Source organism: Streptomyces sp. NPDC092952, assembly GCF_044754785.1.
Classification (GTDB): domain Bacteria; phylum Actinomycetota; class Actinomycetes; order Streptomycetales; family Streptomycetaceae; genus Streptomyces.
Window position 1 is genome coordinate 524,849 of sequence record NZ_JBIVPT010000005.1, and the last position, 15,380, is coordinate 540,228.

13 protein-coding genes and 1 riboswitch are annotated in these 15,380 nt (G+C 74.5%); of the genes, 6 read left to right on the forward strand and 7 right to left on the reverse strand.

The window, feature by feature from the left end; translation table 11 throughout:
- Positions 1-11 precede the first annotated feature (11 nt).
- From cobO to ACIQGQ_RS16400, 6 genes are all read right to left on the reverse strand, one after another.
- On the reverse strand, positions 12-611 hold the full coding sequence (gene cobO, locus ACIQGQ_RS16375) for a cob(I)yrinic acid a,c-diamide adenosyltransferase (protein WP_402395884.1): 600 nt from the start codon (positions 609-611) through the stop codon (positions 12-14).
- Entirely contained in the window at positions 611-2,653 is a 2,043-nt protein-coding gene (locus tag ACIQGQ_RS16380) for a putative cobaltochelatase (protein WP_402395887.1), read from the reverse strand. The genes cobO and ACIQGQ_RS16380 overlap by 1 nt, the downstream gene beginning before the upstream one ends.
- On the reverse strand, positions 2,650-4,212 hold the full coding sequence (locus tag ACIQGQ_RS16385) for a cobyric acid synthase (RefSeq protein ID WP_402395889.1): 1,563 nt from the start codon (positions 4,210-4,212) through the stop codon (positions 2,650-2,652). The genes ACIQGQ_RS16380 and ACIQGQ_RS16385 overlap by 4 nt, the downstream gene beginning before the upstream one ends.
- Positions 4,209-5,195, reverse strand: a complete 987-nt coding sequence (locus ACIQGQ_RS16390) for a cobalamin biosynthesis protein (protein WP_402395892.1) — start codon at positions 5,193-5,195, stop codon at positions 4,209-4,211. The genes ACIQGQ_RS16385 and ACIQGQ_RS16390 overlap by 4 nt, the downstream gene beginning before the upstream one ends.
- Positions 5,196-5,333: 138 nt before the next feature.
- Positions 5,334-5,465: riboswitch (cobalamin riboswitch) on the reverse strand.
- A gap of 148 nt (positions 5,466-5,613) precedes the next feature.
- Positions 5,614-5,844 (reverse strand): hypothetical protein, encoded by a 231-nt coding sequence (locus tag ACIQGQ_RS16395; RefSeq protein WP_366298874.1) that lies wholly within the window; start codon positions 5,842-5,844, stop codon positions 5,614-5,616.
- A 32-nt stretch (positions 5,845-5,876) separates the two neighbouring features.
- Positions 5,877-7,169, reverse strand: coding sequence for an anion permease (locus ACIQGQ_RS16400; RefSeq protein ID WP_402395895.1), 1,293 nt, complete (start codon positions 7,167-7,169; stop codon positions 5,877-5,879).
- A gap of 228 nt (positions 7,170-7,397) precedes the next feature.
- Here ACIQGQ_RS16400 and ACIQGQ_RS16405 point away from each other — a divergent pair, with 228 nt between their 5' ends.
- From ACIQGQ_RS16405 to ACIQGQ_RS16415, 3 genes are all read left to right on the forward strand, one after another.
- Positions 7,398-8,057, forward strand: coding sequence for a class II aldolase/adducin family protein (locus ACIQGQ_RS16405; protein ID WP_402396048.1), 660 nt, complete (start codon positions 7,398-7,400; stop codon positions 8,055-8,057).
- A gap of 66 nt (positions 8,058-8,123) precedes the next feature.
- Complete coding sequence (locus ACIQGQ_RS16410; protein ID WP_402395898.1) at positions 8,124-9,251, forward strand: alpha/beta hydrolase; 1,128 nt, start codon at positions 8,124-8,126, stop codon at positions 9,249-9,251.
- A 295-nt stretch (positions 9,252-9,546) separates the two neighbouring features.
- The gene (locus tag ACIQGQ_RS16415; RefSeq protein ID WP_402396052.1) at positions 9,547-10,845 is read left to right on the forward strand and encodes a hypothetical protein; all 1,299 of its coding nucleotides are present in this window, start codon (positions 9,547-9,549) and stop codon (positions 10,843-10,845) included.
- Between the two features lie 52 nt (positions 10,846-10,897).
- On the opposite strand, the gene ACIQGQ_RS16420 is transcribed toward ACIQGQ_RS16415, so the two are convergent.
- Positions 10,898-11,788 carry a neutral zinc metallopeptidase gene (locus ACIQGQ_RS16420; protein WP_402395901.1) on the reverse strand — a complete coding sequence of 297 codons (891 nt, stop codon included), beginning with the start codon at positions 11,786-11,788 and terminating at the stop codon, positions 10,898-10,900.
- Between the two features lie 237 nt (positions 11,789-12,025).
- Here ACIQGQ_RS16420 and ACIQGQ_RS16425 point away from each other — a divergent pair, with 237 nt between their 5' ends.
- The 3 genes from ACIQGQ_RS16425 to ACIQGQ_RS16435 all read left to right on the forward strand — a co-directional run bounded on the left by ACIQGQ_RS16425 (position 12,026) and on the right by ACIQGQ_RS16435 (position 15,180).
- Positions 12,026-13,624, forward strand: a complete 1,599-nt coding sequence (locus tag ACIQGQ_RS16425) for an ABC-F family ATP-binding cassette domain-containing protein (protein WP_402395904.1) — start codon at positions 12,026-12,028, stop codon at positions 13,622-13,624.
- 344 nt (positions 13,625-13,968) lie between these two features.
- A complete protein-coding gene (locus tag ACIQGQ_RS16430; RefSeq protein WP_010987827.1) occupies positions 13,969-14,190 on the forward strand; it encodes a helix-turn-helix domain-containing protein in 222 nt (73 codons plus the stop codon).
- A gap of 198 nt (positions 14,191-14,388) precedes the next feature.
- Complete coding sequence (locus ACIQGQ_RS16435; RefSeq protein WP_402395906.1) at positions 14,389-15,180, forward strand: enoyl-CoA hydratase/isomerase family protein; 792 nt, start codon at positions 14,389-14,391, stop codon at positions 15,178-15,180.
- The last annotated feature ends 200 nt before the right edge of the window (positions 15,181-15,380 follow it).

The following is a 15,380-nucleotide window of genomic DNA, read 5'->3' on the forward strand; positions in this document are numbered from 1 at the left end:
CGGGGTGGAGCTCACCATTCGATGCCCCGCTGACCCTTCTGACCGGCGTCCATCGGGTGCTTGACCTTGGACATCTCGGTCACCAGATCCGCCGCGTCCAGCAGCTCGGGCGGCGCGTTGCGGCCGGTGATCACCACGTGCTGGTTGCCGGGACGGGCGCGCAGCACCTCGACCACCTCGGCGGTGTCGACCCACCCCCAGTGCAGCGGGTACGCGAACTCGTCGAGGACGTACAGCCGGTACGTCTCGGCGGCCAGGTCGCGCTTGATCTGCTCCCAGCCCTCGCGCGCCGCCTCCTCGTTGTCCAGCTGGCCGTCGCGCTGGACCCACGACCAGCCCTCGCCCATCTTGTGCCAGGCGACGGAGCCGCCCTCGCCACTCGCTCCGAGGACCTTCAGCGCGTTCTCCTCGCCGACCTTCCACTTCGCCGACTTGACGAACTGGAAGACCCCGACGGGCCAGCCCTGGTTCCAGGCGCGCAGCGCCATCCCGAAGGCCGCCGTCGACTTCCCCTTGCCGATGCCGGTGTGCACCATCAGCAGCGGCCGGTTGCGGCGCTGACGGGTGGTGAGCCCGTCGTCCGGCACGGTGGTCGGCTGTCCCTGCGGCATTACGCGGCCCTCCTGGTGATGTCCCTCTTGCCCGCTTCCCGGACGCCCTTGACGAGTCCGGTGATCGCGTCGGCCCGCAGCTCGTCCAGGGTCACGGCGGTGCCGCCGAGATCCCGGGCCAGCTCGGCCGCGAGCCCGAGCCGCACCGGCCCCGACTCGCAGTCCACGACGACCGACGCGACGCCCTCCGCGGCGTGCAGCCGCGCCGCCCGGGACGCCAGCGCCACCGGCCCGGGGCCCCCGGTCGCCCGCCCGTCGGTCACCACGACCAGCAGCGGACGGCGCGAGGGATCGCGCAGCCGCTCCACCCGCAGCACCTCATGGGCCTTCAGCAGCCCGGCCGCGACCGGGGTGCGCCCACCGGTCGGCAGCAGCTCCAGCCGGGCCGCCGCCGCGTCCACCGACGACGTCGGCGGCAGCACCAGCTCGGCGTCCCGGCCCCGGAAGGTGACCAGCCCGACCTTGTCCCGCCGCTGGTAAGCGTCGAGCAGCAGCGACAGCACCGCGCCCTTCACGGCCGCCATCCGCTGCCGGGCCGCCATCGACCCGGAGGCGTCGACCACGAAGAGCACCAGGTTCCCCTCGCGCCCCTCCCGCGTCGCCTGCCGCAGATCGTCCCGCCGGACCACCAGCCCGCGCCCCGACCGGCCGCGCGCCCGCTGGTGCGGGGCGGCGGCCTGGACCGTCGCGGCCAGGTGCAGCTTGGTCAGGGCACCCTCCGGGCGTCGCGCGCCGGTGGTGCGCCCGTGCTCGGTACGGGCCCGGGAGCGCCGCCCCGCCGCACCCTCGCCCAGGCCGGGGACGCTCAGCATCTTCGTACGGAACGGCTCGGTGGCGCCCACCGGGCGCTGCTCGCCGCCCCCGGACGGCCGGCCCTGCTCCTGGCCCTGTTCGCGGCCCCGGTCCTGCTCCGGTACGGAGGGGTCGGGCGTGTCGTCGGCACCCCGCCCGGGGTCCGGCGGCGTGCCGGGGCCGTCGTCCTGCGGCGGCCGGCCGCCACCGCCGGGGCCGTCCGGGTCCGGGTCGTCGTCCCCGCCGTTCTGCTCCAGCGTGTCGTCCAGCTTGTCCTCGTCGAGCCCCGGCGCGTCGAAGGGGTTGCGCCGCCGCCGGTGCGGGAGGGCGAGCAGCGCCGCCTGCCGCACGTCCTCGGCGAGCACCTCCGTACGCCCCGCCCAGGCGGCCAGCGCCGTGGCCGTCCGCGCCATCACGATGTCCGCGCGCATCCCGTCGACCTCGAAGGCGGCGCAGGTCGCGGCGATCTGCCGCAGCGGCGCGTCGCCGAGGACCACCGCGGGCAGCAGCGCCCGCGCGGCGGCGATCCTCGCCCGCAGCGCCTCCTCCTCACCGGCCCAGCCGGCCGCGAAACCCGCCGGGTCGTCGTCGTACGCCAGCCGCCGCCGCACCACCTCGACCCGCTGGCCGGTCTCCCGGGACGCGGCGACCTCCACGGTCAGCCCGAACCGGTCCAGCAGCTGCGGCCGCAGCTCGCCCTCCTCCGGGTTCATCGTCCCGACCAGCAGGAAACGCGCCGCGTGCCGGACCGAGACGCCCTCCCGCTCCACGTACGACGCGCCCATGGCGGCCGCGTCCAGCAGCAGGTCCACCAGGTGGTCGTGGAGCAGGTTGACCTCGTCGACGTAGAGGATGCCCCGGTGCGCGTCGGCCAGCAGCCCCGGCTCGAACGCCTTCACGCCCTCGGCGAGCGCCCGCTCGATGTCGAGCGCCCCCACGAGCCGGTCCTCCGACGCGCCGACCGGCAGCTCCACCATCCGGGCGTCCCGCGGCACACCGGCCCCCGGCTCGTGCGGGCCGTCCGGACACGCCGGATCGGCCGCCGCCGGGTCGCAGGAGAACCGGCACCCCGACACGACGTCCACCGGCGGCAGCAGCGCCGACAGCGCGCGTACGGCGGTGCTCTTCGCGGTGCCCTTCTCGCCCCGTACCAGCACCCCGCCGATGGCCGGCGAGACGGAGTTGAGCAACAGGGCGAGCTGCAGGTCCTGCTGCCCGACGACGGCGGTGAACGGGAAATGCGTACTCACTGGGCGGTCCCTCCTGCGTCTTCTGCGGATGTACGGACATGGGGCCGGGCGCCGCCGGGCGCCCCGGGCGGGACGAACGGGAGCCCCGGCGGCGCGCCCGACTCGATGAGCCGGAGCAGCGCGTCGGTGTCGGCGTGCTCCTCGATCAGGTCGCCGAGCCGGTCCAGCTGCTCCTCGCGCAGCGCGCCGAAGGAGGTGTCGGGGGCGGGGACGAAACGCCGGCCCGCGGCCCGTGCCACCTCGGCCAGGAAGCGGCGGCGGAACGCGTCGCTCTCCAGCGAGCCGTGCCAGTGGGTGCCCCACACCGCCCCCACCCGGCAGCCGTCCAGGAACGGCTCGCCGCCGAGCACGTCCGCCACCCCGTGGTGGATCTCGTACCCCTCCACGGGCGCGCCGAGCGCCTCGCCGACCGGCCGGGCCAGGGTCTTCTCCCGGTCGAAGCGGACGCGCACGGGCAGCAGGCCGAGGCCCTCGACCCGGCCGGCCCGGGACTCCACCTCGTCCTCGATGCGCTCGCCCAGCAGCTGGAAGCCGCCGCAGATGCCGAGGACCGGCCGGCCCGCGGCCGCGCGCCGCGCCAGCGCGTCGGCGAGGCCGCGCTCCCGCAGCCAGGCCAGCGCCTTCACCGTGCCCCGGGTGCCGGGCACCACGACCAGGTCGGCGTCGGACAGCTCCTCGGCCCGGTCCACGAACCGGACGACGACCCCGGGCTCGGCGGCCAGCGCGTCCACGTCCGTGAAGTTCGACATCAGCGGCACCGCGCACACCGCGACCCGCAGCACGTCCTCGCCGTGCGGCGGCGCGACGGCCGACTCGCGCACGGCCCCGCGCAGCGAGACCCGCAGCCCGTCCTCCTCGTCGATGCCGAGCCCGTGGGCGAAGGGCAGCACCCCGTACGTCGGCCGCCCGGTCAGCCCGCGCAGCATGTCCAGACCGGGCTCCAGCAGCGACACGTCACCGCGGAACTTGTTCACCAGGTAGCCCGCGACCAGCGCCTGGTCCTCGGGGGCCAGCAGCGCCGTCGTACCGAAGAACGACGCGAAGACGCCGCCCCGGTCGATGTCGCCGACCACCACCACCGGGAAGTCCGCCGCCCGCGCGATGCCCATGTTCACGATGTCGGTGCGCCGCAGGTTGATCTCGGCCGGGCTGCCCGCCCCCTCGCAGATCACCGCGTCGTACGTGGCCCGCAGTTGCTCCAGGCAGTCGGTGACCGTGCCGAACAGGGCCTCCTGGCGGCCGCCGTGGTAGCCGCGCGCGCTCATCTCGCCGACCGGCTTCCCCATCAGGACGACCTGGCTGGAGCGGTCGCCGCCGGGCTTCAGCAGGACCGGGTTCATCAGCGCGGTCGGCTCGACGCGGGCGGCCTGGGCCTGCATGGCCTGGGCGCGCCCGATCTCGGCGCCCTCGCGGGTGACGAACGAGTTCAACGACATGTTCTGCGCCTTGAAGGGCGCGACCTTCACGCCCCGGCGCACCAGCCAGCGGCAGATGCCCGCGGTGACGACGCTCTTGCCCGCGTCCGAGGTGGTTCCGGCGACCAGCAGTCCGCCGCTCATGCGCTCCTCCGTCCGGTACCGGTCCGCCGAGCGGCGATCCGTCGTGCGGCGAGGCCGGCGCCGAGCCGCCCCGCCACGCACACGCCGAGGGCCAGCGCGCCGACCCGCCGCGACAGCCGCACCGCGCGTTCGATGTCCGCGCCCTCCACGGCCCGGCCGCGCTCCCCGTTGAGCACCGGGCGGTGCTCGACCCGGCCGCCGTACGCGAGGGTCCCGCCCAGCCGTACGCCGAGCGCCCCGGCGAACGCGGCCTCCACCGGGCCCGCGTTCGGGCTGGGGTGCTTGGCGGCGTCGGCCCGCCAGGCGTGCAGCGCGTCCCGGGGGCGTCCCCCGGCGGCCACCGCGAGCAGGGCGGTGAGCCGGGCGCCGGGCCAGCCCGCGAGGTCGTCGAGGCGGGCCGAGGCCCAGCCGTAGCGGCGCAGCCGCGGCGACCTGTGGCCGACCATGGCGTCGAGGGTGTTGACGGCCCGGAACCCGGCCAGCCCGGGGACCCCGCCCACCGCTCCCCACACCAGGGCGCCGACCACGGCGTCCGAGGTGTTCTCCGCCACGGACTCCACCACGGCGCGGGCGATCCGCGGCCCGTCCAGGGACTGCGGGTCGCGCCCGCACAGATGCGGCAGCCGCTCCCGGGCCAGGGCGATGTCACCGGCCTCCAGCGCGCCGCCGATGGCCCGCGCCTCCCGGCCCAGGGAGGTGCCGCCGACGACGGACCAGGTGGTGGCGGCGGTCAGCGCCACGGAGGCGGCGGGGCTGCGGCGTACCGCGCGGGCGGCCAGCGCACCGCCGCCCACGGCGGCTCCGGCGCAGATCAGGGTGTGCAGCGCGCCCCAGCCGCGGTGGTCGTGCCACAGGCGGCGCTCGACGCCCGCCGCGGCCCGCCCGAAGGCGGCGACCGGGTGGCCCCTGCGGGGGTCACCGAGCAGCAGGTCGCCGAGGAGACCGGCGGTGGCGCCGTACGCGAAGATGCGGTCGGCTCGCACGGCTCAGCCGGCCGTCGCGCCGCGGCGGACTCTCGTACGGAAGGCATCGGGGCCTGGGACGGCGGGCGCACGGCGGCCGGGCATGGCGATATGTCCTCACTCAGGGTCCGCGCCCTGGTTCGACGTGACCGGCGACGAGAGTCTCCTGGCTCCCGGATCCGCGGGGCCCCCGGCCTTCCAGCCCGCTCGCGCGCGCCGTGACGTCCGGTGTGGGGGACCGCTCCCCGGTGACAGTGGCGGGACCGCGCCGGATTCGCACCGGCTTCCTCTGCTGTCGCCGTAATTGGCTCCGGCAGTCCACCATGCCCCGCGAAGGCCCGTCAACCTGCCGTTGACCTGCGGCGGGGCAGTGTGCTGAGACGCACATCGGGCCGGACACCCGGGGGTGTCCGGCCCGATGCGGGGCGCGCGGGGCGGGTCAGGCGACGATCAGGAAGATGCCGTACCCGACGGCCGCCGCGCAGAGCGCGAAGCAGGCGTACGCGCCGGCGCGGGCCAGCAGCGGCGAGCCGCCGGAGCCGCCCTGCGCCGCCGGTTCGGCCTGCTTGGAGAGGCCGACGATGCCCAGGGTGAAGAGGCCCACCAGCGCGACGGTGACCACGAGGGAGACACCGAAGACGGAGCCGAGGGCTGCCCAGTCGATTTTCATGCTGATTCCTTAGACGGTCGGTGCGGGACCGGTCAGACGGCGGCGGGCTGCGCCGGGTCCTGAGGGGCCTTGGGCGTGACCGGGACGGCGGTCACGACGACCGCGGCCGGGGCGGCGGCCTGGGCCGCGGTGGTGGGCGGCGGGCTGACGGCGGCGATGGCCGTGGTGACGACACCGGCGGGCTCGGCGGGGACCGGGGCCGGGGCCTCGGCGCCCGCCGGGGCGACGTCGTCGTGGCCGACCGGCTTGCGGCGGGAGAGCAGCCAGATCGAGCCGGAGCCCAGGATCAGCAGGGCCGCGACGACGACGACGCCCCAGGTGCCCTGCTTGGTGAGCAGCTCCGCGCCCGCGCCGACCAGACCGGCGGCCGGCAGGGTCAGGCCCCAGGCGACGAACATCCGGGTGGCGGTGGACCAGCGGACCACACCGCCCTGGCGGCCGAGGCCCGCGCCCATCACGGCGCCGGAGCACGACTGCGTGGTGGAGAGCGAGAAGCCGAGGTGCGAGGAGGCCAGGATGACCGTGGCCGCGCTGGTCTGGGCGGCGAAGCCCTGCGGCGGCTTGAGGTCGGTGAGGCCGCTGCCCATGGTGCGGATGATGCGCCAGCCGCCCAGGTAGGTGCCGAGCGCGATGGCCAGACCGGCGGAGACGATCACCCAGACCGGCGGGTTGGCCCCGGGGTGCAGGACCCCGCCGGTGACCAGGGCCAGCGTGATGATGCCCATGGTCTTCTGCGCGTCGTTGGTGCCGTGGGCGAGGGAGACCAGCCCGGCCGAGGCGATCTGGCCGGCCCGGTAGCCCTTGGCGGTGGCCTTCTCCTGGGCCTCGTCGCGGATCTTCCCGCCGATCCGGTACGTCAGCCGGGTGGCCAGCAGCGCGGCGAGACCGGCGACGATCGGGGCGGCGACCGCGGGGAGCAGCACCTTGGTGACGACGGTGCCGCCGTTGACCGACGACCAGCCCGCCGACATCACGGCCGCGCCGATCAGGCCGCCGAACAGGGCGTGCGACGAGCTGGAGGGCAGCCCGACCAGCCAGGTCAGCAGATTCCACAGGATGGCGCCGACGAGTGCCGCGAAGATCACTTCTGTGCGCAACCCGTCCTCGTTGACGATCCCGCCGGAGATCGTCTTGGCGACCTCCACCGACAGGAACGCGCCGACGAGATTGAGAACGGCGGACATGGCCACCGCGGTCTTCGGTCTGAGTGCACCGGTCGAGATGGTGGTCGCCATCGCGTTCGCGGTGTCGTGGAAACCGTTCGTGAAATCGAACACTAGAGCTGTCACGATCACAATCGCGAGGAGCAGCGTGATGTGTTCCATTTACCCAGGCAATCGTTCGACGTCATTGGCATGTGGACCGTAGGCAACCTGGGTAAACGGAAGATGAACTGGGGAGGGCACTGTGGTGACTCCAACCGGAGTCACAGCGTTCCGTTTCTGCTCGGGGCGCGTTCCCCCGGAAGAGTGGAAGGCCTCGGTCCGCCCGGCCGTGTACCCATCGCTCCCCAGGGCTGACAGGATCTGCACATGAGCGATCAGCTTCGGCGCATGAGCGATCAGCAACGCGACGCGATCGGACAGGCCTGGGACGGGGTCGTCGCCACCGCGCGGCGGACGGCGGTCGAAGGGCTCGTCGTCGGGACGTCGGGGAACGTGTCGGCCCGGGTCGGCTCCACCATCCTGGTCACCCCCAGCGGAGTGCCCTACGACCGGCTGCGCCCCGAGGACGCCGTGGGCGTCGATCCGGAAGGCAACCGCCTCTTCGGCGACCTGGTCCCGACCAGCGAACTCCCGCTCCACCTCGCCGTCTACCGGAACACGGACGCCGCCGCCGTCGTCCACACCCACGCGGTGCACGCCACGGCCGTCTCCACCCTCGTCGCCGAGATCCCCCCGGTCCACTACGCCGCCGCCATGCTCGGCGGCCCCGTCCGCGTCGCCGCCTACGCCCGCTACGGCACCCCCGAACTGGCCGAGTACATGCTCACCGCGCTCCGGGACCGCACCGGCTGCCTGCTCCGCAACCACGGCACCGTCACCTACGGGGCCACCCTGGACCAGGCGTACGACCGGACCGCCCAGCTCGAATGGCTCTGCCGCCTCTGGCTCGCCGCGAGCTCCGTCCCCGGACACACCCCGAGCCTGCTCACCCCGGACCAGCTGGACGAGGTGGGCGAGGCGCTCAAGGGATACGGACAGCCGGGCTGACCCGACCGGCCCAGCGCACGGCCCCGTCCGCTGGCAGCGCGCCCCCGCCGCCACGAGACTGGGGCCGTGCGCCCGGCAACGATCACGGCAGCAGCCGTCACCACGGTCCTCGGCGCCGGCGCGGCGGCGGTCGCGGCCGGCCGGTACGCCAGCGACGTCGCCCTGCGGGCCCCCGCGGGGCGCCCGCTCCCCGCCGACCGCCGGCTCACCGTCCACGCCACGGCGGCCGGCCAGGTCACCCTCACCCGCTCCTTCACCGCCCTGCGCCCCGGCACGTACGGACTGGTCGGGGACGACGTCCACGCCGTGGTCGGGCCGGTGATCGAGAACGCCCACTCCGCCCCCGACACCGTCGTCCGCCGGCTGGAACGCGTGGACCGGGGCACCCTGGAGCCCGGCGACAAGGTCCGGGTGACCCCGCAGCTGTTCAGCGGCGACCCCTCCCGCGCCCTCGGCCTCGCGTACGAGGAGGTCGAGATCCCCGGCGAACTCGGCGCCCTGCCCGCCTGGTTCCTGCCCGGCCCCCGCGACACCTGGGTCATCACCGTGCACGGCCTCGGCACCACCCGGGAACACCCCATGAAACTCATGGGCTTCCTGAACGGGCTGCGGCTGCCCGTGCTCGACCTCGCCTACCGCGGCGACGCCGGGGCCCCGCGCTCGCCCGACGGCCTGGTCCACCTCGGCGAATCCGAATGGCGCGACCTGGACGCGGCGATCCGCTTCGCCGTGCGCCGCGGCGCCCGCGACGTCGTCCTGCACGGCTGGTCCACCGGCGCCTCGATGGCGCTGCACGCGGCCGTCGACTCCGCCCTGCGCGACCGGATCTCCGGGCTCGTCCTGGACTCCCCGGTCCTGGACTGGACCGCCACCCTGCGCGCCCTGGCCGTCGCCCGCGGCGTCCCGGCCTTCCTGCTGCCGCTCGCGCAGCGCGCCGCCGAGGGCCAGACCGGGCTGCACGGCGGCCGGCTGCTGGACGAGTCCGTCGCCCGGTCCCTGCGCGCCCCCACCCTGGTCTTCCACGGCCCGGACGACCAGCTCGCCCCCTGGCGGCCGACCCGCGACCTCGCCGCCCGCCGCCCCGACCTGATCGCCCTGCACACCGTCCCGCAGGCACCGCACGCGGCGATGTGGAACGCCGACCCGGCCCGCTACGAGGAGACCCTGCGCCGCTTCCTGGTCCCCCTGATGTGACCCGGCCGGGGAGGGCGGCCCGCCCTCCCCGCGCACCGGCCCCGGACGGGGGCTTCCGGTCCGCCCGGCGCGAGATCCGTCAGGCGCCCCCGGACCCCCTCGATGTGACCGGATGGGAGGGGGAAAACCCCTCATTGTCCCAGGCCCGGACCGGGATCGCCGCCCCGGGAATTCGGGTTCCGTTTGGGCTTTCGGGCCGTCAGGGGCAAGACTGCTCCCCGTGACGTCCCGTAACCCGCGCGACTCCAGGCTGCGACTTGTCCGCCCGCGACCCCTTGCCACCGCCCGCAAGGCCGTGACCACCCGGCGCACCAGGCCGGCCCCCCGCCCGCCCGAGGGCACCCCACCCCGGTCGGAACTGGCCCGCCAGGCCAGGGCCGCCCTCGCCGACGCCGTACGGATCGCCCGGTGGGCCGCCGACGGCGCGACCCCCGGCGCGCCACCGCTGGCCGCCCAGGCGCTCCAACGCGCCGCCGCCGCCCTCGAACTGTCCCCGGCACAGGTGCGCTCCGGCTGGGACCGGGCCAGGCTCGCCGGCCTGGTCGAACTGCACGGCGACACCGCACGCCCCGGCTGGCGGCTGCGCGCCTGGGACCGCGACGACTCCGCCGTGCTCCGCGGCTGGGTGGCGCTCTTCGACGCCTGGTCGCTCGTCCATCCGGCGCCCGCGGGCCTGGAGTCCACGGCCGCCGCCGAGGCCGTCGAGGCGGTGCCCCAGGTCCTCTCCCTCCTCCAGCTCTCGGCGGGCCCGGTCACCGTCCCCGCCCTGCTGGACCTGCTCGCCCAGCGCGTCGCCGAACTCCGCGAGGAGCGCTGCGAGGTGCCGTACGGGCCGCAGCCCCTGCCCGGACCGGCCGAGCCCGCCCCGCCCGCCGACCCGGCCGCCCTGCTCGACTGGGCCCTCGAAGGGCTGGCCGCCGTCGGCGCGCTCACCCTCGGCACCGGACACGCCACCCTCACCCCGCTCGGCAACTGGGCGGTCTGGGTCAAGCTGGAGCAGATCTGCGTCGCCGCCCAGAGCCCGGCCGGGAACATCGAGCAGTCCGCCGCCGACATGCTGCTCGGCTGCGCGAGGCTCACCCCGGGCCCGGCCCGCGACGAGTACCGGGCCTGGCTGGCCGCCCGCCCGGTCGGCAGCGCCGTCGCCGAACTCCTCGACGTGGCCCGGGGCGAGGACGCCCTCCTGCGCGGGCTGGCCTTCGAGGCGCTCCGGGTCGTGGGCGCCCCCGCCGAGCCCGAGGTCCGCGCCGTTCTCGCCGACGCCTCGCTGCGCCCCTACGCGCTGCTCTGGCTGGCCGAGTACGACGGCACCGACCCCGAGGACGCACCCGACGTCCTCAGCCGCGAGGAGGCCACCTGGCTCTGGGTCGACACTGCGGCGGCCGTCGCCGACCACGGCGAGACCGGGCTGCTGGTCCGCCACCTCGACTCCGCCGTCCAGGGCACGGTCCCGGCCCTCCTGGAGGAGGTACGGGCCGTCGGCCATCCGCGCACCGTGCAGGTACTGGTGGCGCTGGCCGCCGCCCACCCGGACCCGGCGCTGGCCAAGGCGGTGCGCCGGGCCGCGTTCCAGGTGCACACCGGCGGAGCCTGACCCTGCCGCGCCGGGGCGGGCCCGAGCACTCTCGGGCCCGCCCCGGCGTTGTTCAGCGGAAGGTGTCGCAGGAGGCGAGGTCCCCGTCGCGGTAGCCGGTGGTGAACCACTGCTGACGCTGGGCGGCCGAGCCGTGCGTCCAGGACTCCGGGGTGACCCGGCCCTGGAACTTCTCCTGGATCCGGTCGTCACCGACCGCGGCCGCCGCGTCGAGCCCGTCCCGGACGTCCGCCGTGGTCAGCGAGGTGATCAGCGGGCGCCCGGTCGACGCGTCGGGCGTGGTCGTCGCGTGGTGGGCCCAGATCCCGGCGTAGCAGTCCGCCTGGAGCTCCACCCGGACCGCGTTGCTGTTCGCGCCGGTCCGGCCGTCCTGCGCCCGCCGGAGCGTCCCCATCAGGTCCTGCACATGGTGGCCGTACTCGTGGGCGACGACATAGGCCTGGGCGAAGGGGCCGCCGCTGGAGCCGAACTTCGTCCGCAGCTCGTCGAAGAAGCCCAGGTCCAGATAGACCTGCCGGTCACCGGGGCAGTAGAACGGCCCGACCGCCGAGCTCGCGGCGCCGCACGCGGTGTTGATCCGGTCACTGAACAGGACCGTCCGGGACGGCGTGTACGCGGCTCCGCGCTGCCGGAACTCCTGCTCCCAGTAGTCCTGCACACTGTTGACCACCGCCACGATCCGGCAGTCCTCCCGGGTGTTCGCGTCCCGCCCGGTCCGGCAGTCCCGCTCCACCTGGGCGGCGGTGGACGAGGTCGGCGCCGTGGCCGGCCCGCCCGACGAAAGCCCGAGCTCCTCGGGGCCGAGGCCGAAGAACAGCCCCAGCAGCAGCGCGACGAGCCCGACGACGCCGCCGCCCACCGTGGCCCTGCCGCCCGGGATCCGGCTGCCGCGCGCGTCCTGGACCTCGGACGTGTCCAGACCGGCGTCGTCGTCGAACTGCATGGCCCCGCCTTCCGCTCCGCGCTGTGGTCCCGCCTCCGCCGAGTATCGGACAGGTCACGCTGCGCCGCCTTTCCGGCCACGCGACGGCCGCCCCCCGGCAGCGGCCGGGAAGCACGAGGAAAAGCAGTTGCACACCGCCAGTAGAATGGCCGCATGGCAATTCTCCTTGTGCATTAGCGGCGTCGAGACATCTCCGCCCTCGTCCCGTAAGCCGTCCAACCGCCCTGGAGTATTACCGTGATCACCGCCTCCGGCGTCGAGCTGCGTGCCGGCGCCCGCATCCTCATCGAGTCCGCCTCCTTCCGCATCGCCAAGGGCGACCGCATCGGTCTCGTCGGCCGCAACGGAGCGGGCAAGACCACGCTCACCAAGTGCCTCGCGGGCGAGGGCAGTCCCGTCGGCGGCACGATCACCCGCTCCGGCGAGGTCGGCTACCTCCCGCAGGACCCCCGCACCGGCGACCTCGACGTGCTGGCCCGCGACCGCATCCTCTCCGCCCGGGGCCTCGACGAGATCCTGCGCAGGATGCGGGAGAACGAGGACCGGATGGCGAACGGCAAGGGCGCCACCCGCGAGAAGGCCATGAAGAAGTACGAGCGGCTGGAGACGGAGTTCCTCACCAAGGGCGGATACGCCGCCGAGGCCGAGGCCGCCACCATCGCCGCCGCGCTCAGCCTGCCCGACCGGGTGCTCGGCCAGCCGCTCCACACGCTCTCCGGCGGTCAGCGCCGCCGCGTCGAGCTGGCCCGCATCCTCTTCTCGGACGCCGACATCCTGCTGCTCGACGAGCCGACCAACCACCTCGACGCCGACTCGATCGCCTGGCTGCGCGACTACCTCAAGAACTACCGCGGCGGCTTCATCGTGATCTCCCACGATGCCGAGCTCGTCGAGACGGTGGTCAACAAGGTCTTCTACCTCGACGCCAACCGCTCGCAGATCGACATCTACAACATGGGCTGGAAGCTCTACCAGCAGCAGCGCGAGGCCGACGAGAAGCGCCGCAAGCGCGAGCGGCAGAACGCCGAGAAGAAGGCCGCGGCCCTCAACTCCCAGGCCGACAAGATGCGTGCCAAGGCCACCAAGACCGTTGCCGCGCAGAACATGGCCAAGCGCGCCGAGCGGCTGCTCTCCGGGCTGGAGGCGGTCCGCGTCTCCGACAAGGTCGCCAAGCTCCGCTTCCCCGAGCCCGCCCCCTGCGGCAAGACCCCCCTGATGGCGGAGGGGCTCTCCAAGTCGTACGGCTCGCTGGAGATCTTCACCGATGTCGACCTCGCCATCGACAAGGGCTCCCGGGTCGTCATCCTCGGCCTCAACGGCGCGGGCAAGACCACCCTGCTCCGCCTCCTCGGCGGCGCCGAGAAGCCCGACACCGGCAAGATCGTCGAGGGCCACGGCCTCAAGCTCGGCTACTACGCCCAGGAGCACGAGACCCTCGACCCGGACCGCACGGTCCTGGAGAACATGCGCTCCGCCGCGCCCGACCTCGACCTCGTCGACGTCCGCAAGACGCTGGGCTCCTTCCTCTTCTCCGGCGACGACGTCGACAAGCCCGCCGGGGTCCTCTCCGGCGGCGAGAAGACCCGCCTCGCCCTGGCCACCCTGGTGGTCTCCTCCGCCAACGTGCTGCTCCTGGACGAGCCGACCAACAACCTCGACCCGGCCAGCCGCGAGGAGATCCTCGGCGCGCTGCGCACGTACAAGGGCGCCGTCGTCCTCGTCACCCACGACGAGGGGGCGGTCGAGGCCCTCCAGCCGGAGCGCATCATCCTGCTGCCGGACGGGGTCGAGGACCTGTGGGGCGCGGACTACCGGGACCTGGTCGCACTGGCCTGATCCGGCCCGCCGCCCGGCCCGGTCCCCCCTGTCTGGATCATTCGGCCTACGCGTGATCCATCATCTGCGTGAGGGCGTCTCGTACCCGGTCGCGGGGCCCGGCGGAAACCCGCCGGGCCCACCCGTATGGCGGGCCGAACCGCCCGGACGGCCCTGACCTGCCGATTCATCCCGGACCGCGTCCCGGCTGCCCCCACAACCCCACGGAATACGGGGTTCCCGGCGGGTCCGGCCCCCGTCCGGCCGCGAACGCGCGCGCACGGACCTTGCCGAATGGCTGGCCAGGAAGCCCCCGAGGGGTGATCATGAGAAGTCCAGAGCGCACTTCCCATGAGGAGGCACGGGTGGCCGAGACTCTGAAGAAGGGCAGCCGGGTGACCGGCGCCGCGCGCGACAAGCTCGCGGCAGACCTGAAGAAGAAGTACGACTCCGGTGCGAGCATCCGGGCGTTGGCCGAAGAGACCGGCCGCTCCTACGGATTCGTCCACCGGATGCTCAGCGAGTCCGGAGTGACGCTGCGGGGACGCGGCGGAGCGACACGGGGCAAGAAGGCCACCACGGCCTGACGGCCCTGAGCGCGTCGGGTGACCTCTGGCCGGGCGGCCGGAGTCCACCCCGACGGGCTCTGAGCCGGGGCAGGCCGCAGGCCCGTCCCGGGGCTCATCGGTTCGGTGGTGCCACCCGGTCGGCAGCGATGCCGACCGGGTGGTTACTGTTCAGTCACTTAGCTCCGCATGCCGACTGAACCGATCCGGAGGCGCCCCATGACCTCGCTCGACCCCGTGCTCGACAAGGACGGCGTACGACTCACCGTCGACGACGCGGTCGCCACGGTGACCCTCACCAATCCGGCCAAGCGCAACGCCCAGTCTCCCGCTCTGTGGCGGGCGTTGACGGAGGCCGGTCGGGCCCTGCCCGGCAGTGTGCGGGTCGTCGTGCTCCGTGGTGAGGGCAAGTCCTTCTCCGCGGGGCTGGACCGGCAGGCGTTCACCCCCGAGGGGTTCGACGGTGAGCCGTCCTTCCTCGACATGGCGCGCGGCTCGCAGGACAAGCTCGACGCGATCATCGCCGAGTACCAGGAGGCGTTCACCTGGTGGCGCCGGAACGACCTCGTGTCGATCGCGGCCGTCCAGGGGCACGCGATCGGTGCCGGCTTCCAGCTCGCCCTCGCCTGCGACCTGCGGATCGTCGCCGAGGACGTGCAGTTCGCCATGCGCGAGACCAGTCTCGGCCTGGTGCCCGACCTCACCGGTACGCACCCCCTGGTGCACCTGGTGGGGTACGCCCGCGCGCTCGAGATCTGCGCCACCGGCCGCTTCGTGCACGCCGAGGAGGCCGGGCGCACCGGCCTGGCCAACCTCGTGGTGCCCGCCGGTGAGCTGGACGCGGCGGCCCGGGACCTGGCGGGCGCGCTGCTGGCCGCCCCGCGCGACGCCGTGGTGGAGACCAAGGCGCTGCTGGCCGGTGCCGTCACGCGCGGTTACGAGGAGCAGCGGGTCGCCGAGCGCGCCGCGCAGGGCCGCCGGCTGCGCGACCTGGCGGGTCTCTCCGACTGAACCCCGGCCGCAACCGGCCCCGCGGGGCGGATCCGTACTCCGGATCCGCCCCGCACCCGTTTCCGCCCTCCGCTTTCCGTTCCGCGTTCCGCGTTCTCCGCGCGGGCCGTCGCCCGTCGTCCCTTCCCCGGCCTGCCGCACCCATGGCGCGCGACCGGGCAACCGCCCCTAGTGTGGGCAAAGAGGCACATTCTGCCCTG

Excerpts from the sequence above, each read along its gene's own strand:
- cobO (WP_402395884.1), bottom strand. The coding sequence starts at position 611 with ATGCCGCAGGGACAGCCGACCACCGTGCCGGACGACGGGCTCACCACC.
- ACIQGQ_RS16385 (WP_402395889.1), bottom strand. The coding sequence starts at position 4,212 with ATGAGCGGCGGACTGCTGGTCGCCGGAACCACCTCGGACGCGGGCAAG.
- ACIQGQ_RS16395 (WP_366298874.1), bottom strand. The coding sequence starts at position 5,844 with ATGAAAATCGACTGGGCAGCCCTCGGCTCCGTCTTCGGTGTCTCCCTC.
- ACIQGQ_RS16400 (WP_402395895.1), bottom strand. The coding sequence starts at position 7,169 with ATGGAACACATCACGCTGCTCCTCGCGATTGTGATCGTGACAGCTCTA.
- ACIQGQ_RS16405 (WP_402396048.1), top strand. The coding sequence starts at position 7,398 with ATGAGCGATCAGCAACGCGACGCGATCGGACAGGCCTGGGACGGGGTC.
- ACIQGQ_RS16420 (WP_402395901.1), bottom strand. The coding sequence starts at position 11,788 with ATGCAGTTCGACGACGACGCCGGTCTGGACACGTCCGAGGTCCAGGAC.
- ACIQGQ_RS16435 (WP_402395906.1), top strand. The coding sequence starts at position 14,389 with ATGACCTCGCTCGACCCCGTGCTCGACAAGGACGGCGTACGACTCACC.